This window comes from Pseudomonas sp. B2M1-30, assembly GCF_025447575.1.
Classification (GTDB): domain Bacteria; phylum Pseudomonadota; class Gammaproteobacteria; order Pseudomonadales; family Pseudomonadaceae; genus Aquipseudomonas; species Aquipseudomonas botevensis.
In genome coordinates this window covers 43,603-55,932 of the sequence record NZ_JAOEJT010000015.1, presented here as the reverse complement: position 1 = coordinate 55,932, position 12,330 = coordinate 43,603, and the positions used below count along the sequence as shown (strand labels likewise).

The following is a 12,330-nucleotide window of genomic DNA, read 5'->3' as shown; positions in this document are numbered from 1 at the left end:
CGCGGTTTCCGCATCGAACTGGGGGAAATCGAAGCGCGCCTGCTGGCGCTCGACAGCGTGCGCGAAACCGTGGTCGTTGCCCAGGACGGCCCGACCGGCCCGCAACTGGTCGGCTATGTGGTGCCGGCCAATGACGCAACGCTCGATGCCGACGGCGAAGCCGAATTGCGCGCCGCGCTCAAGGCCAGCCTCAAGGCCGAGCTGCCGGAATACATGGTGCCGGCGCACCTGCTGTTCCTCGCGCAACTGCCGCTGACGCCGAACGGCAAAGTCGATCGCAAGGCCTTGCCGGCACCCGACGCCAGCCAGTTGCAGTCCACTTACATCGCACCGCAGACCGTCACCCAGCACACCGTCGCCGAGATCTGGCAAGCGGTGCTGAAACTGGAACGGGTCGGCCTGAGCGACAACTTCTTTGAACTCGGCGGCCACTCGCTGCTGGTGACCCAAGTGGTCTCGCGAGTACGTCAGGCGCTGAACGTGCAGGTGCCGCTGCGCACCCTGTTCGAACACAGCACCCTGGCGGATTTCGTCGCAGCCCTCGGCGTCGAGCAGGCCCATCGCGAGCCGCCGATCGTTGCCTTGCCGCGTCTGCAACCGCTGGCGCTGTCCTACGCTCAGGAACGCCAGTGGTTCCTCTGGCAACTGGAGCCGACCAGCACCGCTTATCACGTACCGGCCGCTCTGCGTCTGCGCGGCGAGCTGGATCTGCCGGCCTTGCAGCGCAGCTTCAATGCGCTGATCGCCCGTCACGAATCCCTGCGTACCTGCTTTGTCGAAGACCAGGGCCAGACCCTGCAAGTGATCCAGGCCGAAATGGCGCTGGAGCTGGCGGTTGAAACGGTCGATGGTGCGCTGGACGAGTCCGCGCTGCAAGCACGGGTTGCCGCTGAAACCCTGCACCTGTTCGATCTGCAACATGGCCCGCTGCTGCGGGTGAAATTGCTGCGTCTGGCGACCGATGACCACGCGCTGGTCATCACCCTGCATCACATCGTTTCCGATGGCTGGTCGATGGGGATCATGGTCGATGAACTGGTGGCGCTGTATGCCGCGTTCAGTCAGGGCCAGCGCGTCGATTTGCCGGCGCTGCCGGTGCAATACGCCGACTACGCGGTGTGGCAACGCCAATGGATGGAGGCCGGTGAGCGCGAGCGTCAACTGAGCTACTGGACCGCGCAACTGGGCGATGGCGACCAGCCGTTGCTCGAGCTGCCGACCGACCGTCCGCGTCCGCCGGAGCAAAGCTACCGTGGCGCGCGTCAAGACATCCGGCTGAGTGCGGAACTCGCCGCTGACCTCAAGCAGCTTGCACAGCGCGAAGGCGTGACGCTGTTCGCGCTGTTGCTGGCCTCGTTCCAGACCCTGTTGCATCGCTACAGCGGCCAGACCGACATTCGCGTCGGCGTACCGGTCGCCAACCGCAACCGGGTCGAGACCGAAGGCCTGATCGGCTTCTTCGTCAACACCCAGGTGCTGAAAGCCGAGTTCGACAGCCAGCAGACGTTCCGCAGCCTGTTGCAGCAAGTGCAGAACAGCGTGCTCGGCGCCCAGGCCCATCAGGACCTGCCGTTCGAGCAACTGGTCGATGCCTTGCAGCCGGAGCGCAGCCTGAGCCACAGCCCGCTGTTCCAGGTGCTGCACAACCACCAGAGCCAGGCCCGTCAGAGCCGTGGCGCAACACGTCTGCCGCTGATCGAGATCGAAGGCCTGAGCTGGGTTTCGCACACCGCGCAGTTCGACCTGACCCTCGATACCTTCGAATCGGCGGACAACGTCTGGGCCGAGCTGACCTACGCCACCGATCTGTTCGACGCCGCCACCATGGAGCGTCTGGCGCAGCACTGGACGAACCTGCTGCACGGCATCGTGGCCGACAGCGGGCAGCGCATCGCCGAACTGCCGTTGCACGACGCTGCCGAGCGTCAGGCCACCTTGTTGCAGTGGAACCCGGCCGTGGCCGATTTCCCGAGCGAAGTGTGCCTGCATCAGTTGATCGAAGCGCAGGCCGCGCGCGCACCTCAGGCGCTGGCCGTGACCTATGGCGAACAGACCCTGAGCTACTTTGAGCTCAACAGCCGCGCCAACCAGTTGGCTCACCAACTGATCGCCAGCGGTGTCGGCCCGGATGTGCGCGTCGGCCTCGCGGTTGAGCGCAGTCTGGAAATGCTCGTCGGCCTGCTCGCCATTCTCAAGGCTGGCGGCGCCTACGTGCCGCTCGATCCGACCTACCCGCAAGACCGCCTGGCCTACATGATCGGCGACAGCGGGATTGGTCTGCTGCTGACCCAGAGTCATTTGCTCGGGCGTCTGCCGGTGCCGGAGTCAGTGCGCAGCCTGATGCTCGATCAGGACGGCGACGGCCTCGAAGGCTACAGCGACAGCAACCCGCAAGTGAGCATGAGCCCGGACAACCTGGCTTACGTGATCTACACCTCGGGCTCCACCGGGCAGCCGAAAGGCACCTTGCTCGCCCATCACAACGTATTGCGGCTGTTCAAGGCCTCCGACGCCTGGTTCGATTTCGGCCCGCAGGATGTCTGGAGCCTGTTCCACTCTTACGCGTTCGACTTCTCGGTCTGGGAGATCTTCGGTGCGCTGCTGTACGGCGGCAAACTGGTGGTGGTGCCCTACGAGGTCAGCCGCTCGCCGGAAGACTTCTACGCCTTGCTCTGCCGTGAAGGCATCACCGTGCTGAACCAGACGCCGTCGGCGTTCAAGCAACTGATGCAAGTGGCGTGCGCCGCGGAACACGCGGCGGCGCAACCGGCCCTGCGTTACGTGGTGTTCGGTGGTGAGGCACTGGAGGTCAAGAGCCTGCGTCCGTGGTTCGAGCGCTTCGGCGACCGCGCGCCACAGCTGATCAACATGTACGGCATTACCGAAACCACGGTCCACGTGACCTACCGGCCGCTGTCGATGGCCGATCTGCAACGTGAGGCAAGCAGCCCGATCGGCGAGCCGATTCCGGACCTGTCGTGGTATCTGCTCGACGGTGACCTGAACCCGGTCGCCAAGGGTTGCATCGGTGAGTTGTACGTCGGCCGCGCCGGTCTGGCCCGGGGTTATCTGAACCGTCCCGACCTGACCACGTTGCGCTTCATTCCCGACCCGTTCGCCGCCGATGGCGGTCGTCTGTACCGCACCGGTGACCTGGCGCGCTACCGCGCCGATGGCGTGATCGAGTACATCGGGCGGATCGACCATCAGGTGAAGATTCGCGGTTTCCGCATCGAGCTCGGCGAGATCGAAGCGCAACTGCTGGAGCTGCCGACCGTGCGTCAGGCCGTGGTGCTGGCACAGCCGGGCCTCAGCGGCCAGCAATTGGTGGCGTATCTGGTGCCGGCGGATGCTGCGTTGCTCGACACCCCTGCCGCGCAGCAAACCGAATGGCGTGACGGCGTGCGTGCCGCGCTCAAGGAAAACCTGCCGGATCACATGATCCCGGCGCACCTGTTGCTGCTCACGCAACTGCCGCTGACCGCCAACGGCAAGCTCAACCGCAACGCCTTGCCGTCACCGGACGCGAGTCAGGCACAACAGGCTTATCAGGCCCCGCAAAGCGATCTGGAACAGCGTCTGGCGGCGATCTGGCAAGACGTCCTGAAGCTGCCGCAAGTGGGCCTCAACGACAACTTCTTCGAGTTGGGCGGCGATTCGATCATCTCCATCCAGGTGGTCAGCCGCGCCCGTCAGGCCGGCATCCGCCTGAACCCCAAAGACCTGTTCCAGCACCAGACCGTGCAACGTCTGGCGCTGGTAGCGCAGATCGGCGAGGACGAGTCGGGCATCGACCAGCAAGCGGTGAGCGGCGCGGCGTTGCTGCTGCCGATCCAGCAGCAGTTCTTCGACGATGAAATCCCTGAGCGGCACCACTGGAACCAGTCGGTATTGCTCCAGCCACGCCAGCCGCTGGACGCTGAAAAAGTCGAGCAGGCGCTGCGGGCGCTGATGGTTCATCACGACGCCCTGCGCCTGAGTTTCAGCCAGAACGGCAATGTCTGGCAGGCCGAACACCGCGCCGTCGAGGATCTGCCGCACACCTTGCTCTGGCAGGAAGACGTGGCCGATGCCGCCGCCCTCGAAGCCCTCGGCAATCGCGCCCAGCGCAGCCTCGACCTGCAAAACGGCCCGTTGCTGCGCGCGGTGCTGGCCAATATGGCCGACGGCAGCCAGCGTCTGTTGCTGGTGATCCATCACCTGGCGGTGGACGGCGTGTCGTGGCGGATTCTCCTGGAAGACCTGCAAACCGCTTATCAACAGGCGGTCAACGGTCAGTCGCTGAACCTGCCGGCCAAGACCAGCGCTTTCAAGGACTGGAGCGAGCATTTGCAGCGTTACGCCAACGGCCCGGCGTTGCAGGCTGAGCTGGCGTATTGGCAGGCCTGCCTGAGCGATGTCAGCACCGATCTGCCGTGCAAGCGTGTCGACGCTGGCCAACAGAATCGTCTGGCGCAAACCGTTTCCACGCGTCTCGACGCAGAGCTGACCCGACAACTGCTGCAAGAAGCCCCGGCGGCGTATCGCACCCAGGTCAACGACCTGCTGCTGACCGCACTGGCACGGGTGATCGGGCGCTGGAGCTGCCAGTCGTCGACGCTGATTCAACTCGAAGGCCACGGCCGCGAAGAGCTGTTCGACGGCGTCGACCTGACCCGTACCGTCGGCTGGTTCACCAGCCTGTTCCCGGTACGCCTGACCTCGGCCGCAGAGGCGGGCGATTCGATCAAGCAGATCAAGGAACAACTGCGCTCGATTCCGAACAAGGGCATTGGCTTCGGCGCGCTGCGTCACCTGGGCGATGCCCAGGCGCAAAGCAGTCTGCGTGCCTTGCCGAGCCCGCGCATCACCTTCAACTACCTCGGCCAGTTCGACGGCAGTTTCGAGGCCGACGACGGCGCGTTGTTTACGCCAGCGCCGGACAATGCCGGTCTGGAACAAAGCCCGGACGCGCCGCTGGGCAACTGGCTGACCCTCAACGGTCAGGTCTACGGCGGCGAGTTGAGCGTCGGCTGGACTTTCAGCAGCGAGCGTTTCGACAGCGCCACGATTGAAGCGCTGGCCGAGGATTACGCCGAGGAACTCGCGGCGCTGATCGGCCACTGCCTGACGCCGGGCGTCGAAGGCCTGACCCCGTCGGACTTCCCGCTGGCCGGCCTGACTCAGGCGCAACTCGACAGCCTGCCAATGGCGGCGGCGCAGATTGCCGATGTCTACCCGCTGTCGGCGATGCAGCAGGGCATGCTGTTCCACAGCCTCTATGAACAAGCGACCGGCGATTACATCAACCAGGTTCGTCTCGACGTCGAAGGCCTCGATCCGCAGCGCTTCCAGCAGGCGTGGCAGGCAGCGGTGGATAACCACGATATCCTGCGTACCAGTTTCGTCTGGCAAGGCCAGGTGGCGCGGCCGGTGCAAGTGGTCCACAAACACTTGGAAATGCCGTTCAGCGTGCTCGACTGGCGTGAGCGCAACGACGCGCAAACGGCGCTCGACGCATTGGCCGCCGAGCAGCAGGCGCAAGGTTTCGATCTGAGCCACGGCCCGTTGCTGCGCATGGTCGTGGTGCGTCTCGACGACCAGCGTTGCCACTTGATCTACACCAACCATCACATTCTGATGGATGGCTGGAGCAACTCGCAGTTGCTCGGCGAAGTCCTCCAGCGTTATGCCGGGGAAACCCTGCCGGCGCTGGCCGGGCGTTATCGCGATTACATCGAATGGCTGCAACGCCAGGACAGCAAGGTCAGCGAACACTACTGGACCGCGCAACTGGCGAACCTGCAAGAGCCGACGCGTCTGGCCCAGGCGATTCAGGCCCAACGCAGCAACGAGTCCCGCGACGGTCATGGCGAGCGCTATTGCTTCATCGACGCCGAGCAGACCCGACGCCTGGGCGATTTTGCCCGTCAGCAGAAAGTCACCCTCAACACCCTGCTCCAGGCCGCCTGGCTGTTGCTGTTGCAACGCCTGACCGGTCAGGAAAGCGTGGCGTTCGGTGCCACGGTGGCGGGGCGTCCGACCGATCTCAAAGGCGTCGAGCAGCAGATCGGCCTGTTCATCAACACCTTGCCGGTGATCGCCAGCCCGCGTTCGGAACACAGCGTCGGTCAGTGGTTGCAGAGCGTGCAGGCGCAGAACATTGCCCTGCGTGAACACGAACACACGCCGTTGTTCGACATCCAGCGCTGGGCCGGGCAGAGCGGCGAAGCGCTGTTCGACAACATCCTGGTGTTCGAGAACTACCCGGTGTCCCAGGCCCTGGAAGAGGGCGCGCCGCAGGAATTGCGCTTCGGCGAGGTCAACAACCACGAGCAGACCAACTACCCGCTGACCCTGGCGGTGAACGTCAGCGACGAGTTGTCGCTGCACTTCAGCTATCAGCGTGGGCAGTTCACCGATTCGGTGATCGAGCAGTTGAACGCGCAACTGAACAACCTGTTGCAGCAAATCGTGCAGTCGGGCGAAGCCACCCTCGGTTCGCTGGACTTGCTGGACACCGCCGACCGCCAGTTGACGGTCGAGCAGTGGAACGCCACCGGTATCGATTACCCGCTGGAGCAGGGCGTCCACAGCCTGATCGAGGCCCAGGCCTTGCGCACCCCGGACGCTCCGGCGCTGGTGTTCGCCGGTCAGACCCTGAGCTACGCGCAACTCAATGCACGCGCCAACCAGTTGGCCCATGGCCTGATTGCCCGTCAGGTCGGCCCGGATGTGCTGGTGGGGATCGCGGTCGAGCGCAGTCTGGAAATGGTCATCGGCCTGCTGGCGATCCTCAAGGCCGGCGGCGCCTACGTGCCACTGGACCCGGAATACCCGCGCGATCGCCTGAGCTACATGATCGCCGACAGCGGCATCGACCAGTTGCTGACCCAGCCGCACCTGCTGGACAGCCTGCCGATTCCCGAGGGCGTGCAGACCTTGTGCCTGGAGCCGTCCGGTGCTGATTTCGCTGGCTTGCCGACACACAATCCGTCAGTCGAGTACGACGCCGGCAACCTTGCCTATGTGATCTACACCTCCGGTTCCACCGGCATGCCGAAAGGCGCGGGCAACGCCCATCGTGCCCTGACCAACCGCCTGATGTGGATGCAGCAGGCCTACGGTCTGGAGGCCGGCGACACGGTGTTGCAGAAGACGCCGTTCAGCTTCGACGTGTCGGTGTGGGAGTTCTTCTGGCCGCTGATGACCGGGGCGCGACTGGTGGTCGCGGCACCGGGCGATCATCGCGATCCGGCGAAACTGATTGCGCTGATCAACGCCGAGCGCGTCACCACGCTGCACTTCGTGCCGTCGATGCTGCAGGCCTTTCTGCAAGACGCCAACGTATCGAGCTGCACCGGCCTGACCCGCATCGTCTGCAGCGGTGAAGCGCTGCCGGTGGATGCCCAGGTGCAAGTGTTCGCCAAACTGCCGCAGGCCGATCTGTTCAACCTGTACGGCCCGACCGAAGCGGCCATCGACGTGACCCACTGGACCTGCCGTGACGAAGGTCGTGATGGCGTGCCGATCGGCCAGCCGATTGCCAACCTCTCGACCTTCATCCTCGACAGCGGCCTCAATCCGCTGCCGGTGGGCGTGGCCGGCGAGCTGTACCTCGGTGGCGTCGGTCTGGCCCGTGGTTACCATCGCCGTCCGGGGCTGAGCGCCGAGCGTTTCGTCGCCAGCCCGTTCGGTGCCGGCGAGCGCCTGTACCGCACCGGCGACCTGGCGCGCTATCGCGCTGACGGCGTGATCGAGTACGTCGGACGCATCGACCATCAGGTCAAGCTGCGTGGCCTGCGCATCGAGCTGGGCGAAATCGAAGCACGCCTGATGGAGCACGCCACCGTCCGTGAAGCGGTGGTGGTGGCCCGCGACGTATTGGGCAGCCAGCAACTGGTGGCTTACCTGGTGCCGAGCGATCCGGCGACCCTCGAGGCGTCCGAGTCGCTGCGCAATGAGCTGCACGACAGTCTCTCGACCTGGCTGGGCGCGAGCCTGCCAGACTACATGGTGCCGGCACACCGGATGTGGCTGGCGCAGATGCCGCTCAGCCCCAACGGCAAGCTTGATCGCAAGCGTCTGCCGGCCCTGGAATTCGCGACTTCGCAGCAACATGTCGAACCGGCCAACGCCACCGAGCAGACGCTGGTGGATATCTGGAAAGAGGTGCTGGGCCTTGAGCGGATCAGCACCACCGACAGCTTCTTCGCCTTGGGTGGCGACTCGATCATCTCGATTCAGGTGGTCAGCCGCGCCCGTCATCAGGGCATCGAGCTGAGTCCGAAAGACCTGTTCCAGCAACCGACCATCCAGCAACTGGCCCAGCGTGCCCAGGCCATCGAAGGCACCCAGGCACCGGTGGCGGCATTGATCGACATGCCGCTGCACGGCCTGAGCGAAGCGCAAATCGCCGAGCTGCCATTGCCGGAAGGGCAACTGGACGGCTTGTACCGCTTGTCGCCGATGCAGCAGGGCATGTTGTTCCTCGGCCTGAACTCGCCGGAAGCCGACCTGTACATCAACCAGGTGAGCATTCCGGTGCAGGGTCTGGAGCCGCTGCGCTTCAAGGCGGCGTGGGAGGCGGTGAGCCGTCGCCACGACATCCTGCGCACCGGTTTCCTCTGGCAGGACATGGCCGAGCCGCTGCAATTCGTGCTTGCCGATCCGCAACTGCCGATCAGCCTGCTCGACTGGCGCGCGCAGGATCATTCCGAGCAAGCCTTGCAGGCATTGGCCGATGGCGAGCGAGCCAAGGGCTTTGACCTGGATCGTCCGCCGCTGCAACGCCTGACGCTGGTGCGTGTGGGCGAGGACAGCTACCAACTGATCTGGACCTATCACCACATCCTGATCGACGGCTGGAGCAGTTCGCAGTTGATCGGTGAAGTGCTCAGCCAGTATTCCGGCCAGCCGCTTGCCGAGGCGGTGCCGTACCGTCGCTACATCAACTGGCTGCAACAGCAGGATGCCAACGCCAGCGAAGGTTTCTGGCGTCAGCATCTGAGCCTGCTCGACGAGCCGACTTACCTGGCCGACGCGGTGGCCCGCACGGGCGAAGGGCGCGGTCATGAAGCGCTGTACAGCCGTCTGGGCGAGTCGCGCACCGAACAGCTCAAGGCTTTCGCGCAATCCCAGCAGATCACCCTTAACACCCTGGTGCAGGGCGCGTGGCTGATGTTGCTCAGCCGCTACAGCGGCCAGCGCAGCGTGGCGTTCGGCGCCACCGTGGCCGGGCGTCCGGCGAGCCTGCCGGCATCGGAATCGATCCTCGGTCTGTTCATCAACACCTTGCCGGTGATCAAGGACGTGCCGGCCGAACAACCGGTCGGCCAGTGGCTGCGTGACTTGCAGGACTTCAACCTGGAGATGCGCGAGCGTGAGTACACGCCGCTGACCGACGTGCAGCGCTGGGCCGGACGCGCCGGGCAGTCGCTGTTCGACAGCATCATTGTGTTCGAGAACCACCCGATCGATCAGGCGCTGCGCGAGTGGCGCGACGATTCGCTGAAGTTCGGCGAGAGCAACAGCGCCGGTCTGACCAACTTCCCGATGGACCTGATGGTCACGCTCGAAGAAGGGCTGGTGATCGAGTACATGTTCCTGCGCGAGCACTTCGACCGGGCGACCGTGGAAGGCATCCGCAGCAACATGGAAGGGCTGCTGCAAGCGCTTGCGCAGGACGCCGCTCAACCGCTGGGGCGCATCGGCCTGCCGACCGCGCAGGTGGCGGATTCCAGCGTGGTCGCGGTGCAATCGCCAGCGCCGATGGTGCATCAGCGCATTGCCCAATGGGCCGCCCAGGCCAGCGAGCAAACCGCGCTGATCTTCAATGGCGAGGCGTTCAGCTACGGGCAGATCGACGCCCGGGCCAATCGCCTGGCCCATGCGCTGATCGCCGAAGGCGTCGGCCCGGAAGTGCGGGTCGGCGTGGCACTGCCGCGCAGCGAAAACATGATCGTTGCGCTGTTGGCGGTGCTCAAGGCCGGCGGTGCCTATGTGCCACTGGACGCGACCTATCCGCGTGAGCGCCTGAGCTATCTCATGCGCGATTCCGGTATCGCCTTGTTGCTCAGCGATTCGAGCCTTCGCCAGGTGCTGCCGGCGCAGGACAATCTGCATGTGCTGGAGCTGGATCAACTGGATCTGCGCGCTCAGCCGGGCAGTGCACCGGATGTCACGGTGCAGCCGGGCAACCTTGCGTATGTCATCTACACCTCCGGTTCCACCGGTCAGCCCAAAGGCGTCGGTGTGGCTCACGGGCCGCTGGCGATGCACTGCCAGGCGATTGGTCAGCGTTACGAAATGAGCGCGGCCGACTGCGAATTGCACTTCATGTCGTTCGCCTTCGACGGCGCCCATGAACGCTGGCTGACCACGCTGACCCACGGCGCACGCCTGTTGATCCGCGACGACAGCCTGTGGACCGCCGAGCAGACCTATCAGGCCATGCACGAACAGGGCGTGACCGTGGCCGCGTTCCCGCCGGTTTACTTGCAGCAACTGGCCGAGCACGCCGAACAGCACGGCAACCCGCCGCCGGTGCGGATCTACTGCTTCGGCGGTGACGCGGTGCCGGTGGCGAGTTTCGAACTGGCCAAACGCGCGCTCAAGCCGCACTACATCATCAACGGCTATGGCCCGACCGAGACTGTAGTCACGCCGCTGATCTGGAAGGCCGGTGCCGACGATCAGTGCGGCGCGGCCTATGCGCCGATCGGCAGCGTGGTCGGCGAGCGCAGCGGTTACGTGCTCGACAGCGACCTCAACCGCTTGCCGGTGGGGATTGCCGGTGAACTGTATCTGGGTGGCGCGCTGGCCCGTGGTTACCTGGGACGCGCCGGCGGCACCGCCGAGCGCTTTGTGGTGAACCCGTTCAGCAACGACGGCAGTCGCCTGTACCGTACCGGCGACCTGGTGCGCCAGCGCGCCGACGGCACCGTCGACTACCTGGGACGGATCGACCATCAAGTGAAGATCCGTGGTTTCCGTATCGAGCTGGGTGAAGTCGAAGCGCGCCTCAAGCAACAACCGGGCGTGCGCGATGCGGCGGTTGTCGCCCGCGAAGGCGTCAGCGGCAAGCAACTGCTGGGCTACGTGCTGGCCAGCGCCGACGCCGTGACGGACGGTTTGTGCGAACGCCTGCGCGAGCAACTCAAGGCCAGCCTGCCGGACTACATGGTGCCTGCGCACCTGATGTTGCTCGAGCGCATGCCGCTGACCCCGAACGGCAAACTCGATCGCAAGGCCTTGCCGGATCCGGGCGCCGAACAGCGTCAGGATTACGTGGCGCCGCGCACCGATCTGGAAAAAGCCGTGGCGAAAATCTGGCAGGACGTGCTGAAAGTCGAGCGCGTCGGCCTCACCGACAACTTCTTCGAGCTGGGCGGTGATTCGATCCTCAGCCTGCAAGTGGTGGCCCGCAGCCGTGTGCTCAAGGCTCAGGGGCTGAGCCTGAAACTGCGCGACCTGATGCAGAAACCGAGCATTGCCGAACTGGTCGCCAGCGTACAGGGCAGCGCTGAAAAGTCCTCCGGGTTGCTGGCGATGAACGCCGAGGTCAAGGGCCGGGCGCCGCTGTTCTGCATTCATGCTGGCTTCGGTACGGTGTTCGACTACGAGCCGTTGGCCCGTCGTTTGAGCGGGCGGCGCCAGGTGTTGGCGATCCAGTCGCGGATGTTGCTCGACCCGGCTTTCAGCGATACCTCGCTGGAAAGCATGGCGAGCGACTACGTGGCGCAGATCCGTGAGAAACAGCCGCAGGGGCCGTATCACCTGCTGGGCTGGTCGCTGGGCGGTACGCTGGCGATGTTGATGGCCGCGCAACTGGAACAGGCCGGTCAGCAGGTGAAATTCGTCGGTCTGGTGGACAGTTTCGTGGCGTCGGCTGCGATCAACGCCGGGGCGGTGGATGACTGGCAAGCGGACCTGCGCGACTTCCTGCGGGTGACCCTGCCGGAGGCTGCTGCGCACGTGACCATCGAGGGCGAGGAAACCGCGCAGAACCTGCGTGCCGTGTTCAACGCCGCGATGGGCGCCGAGCGTGGGGCTTCGACCTACGTTGCCTTGGGGGCCGACGAACTGGCCCATGTGTTCAGCGTGGCACGCCGGCTCAAGCAACTGTCGCTGCAACTCGACCGTTGCCCGCCGCTGGCGGTCGAGCCGATCTGCTGGTGGACCCTGGGCCGTGAAGAGGAGGCTGTCGAACTGGCGGCGCAACTCGAACAGCCGGGCATGGGGGGCGAATGGCTCGATTGCGGGCACTTCCAGATCCCGCGAGATGAAACTTTCCTGTCCGAGGCTGAAGAAATGCTCGGCGAGATCGTTGAATCAGTAGTCATGTCCTGA

The 12,330-nt window shown here is 64.8% G+C and carries 1 protein-coding gene (only partly in view); it reads left to right on the top strand.

What is annotated here, in order from left to right; genetic code table 11:
* A protein-coding gene (locus N8H74_RS29290; protein WP_279309420.1) for a non-ribosomal peptide synthase/polyketide synthase crosses the window boundary here: on the top strand, positions 1-12,330 show its 3' portion. It extends 2,742 nt beyond the left edge of the window; only the last 12,330 of its 15,072 coding nucleotides appear in the window; the start codon falls outside the window, past its left edge; the stop codon is at positions 12,328-12,330.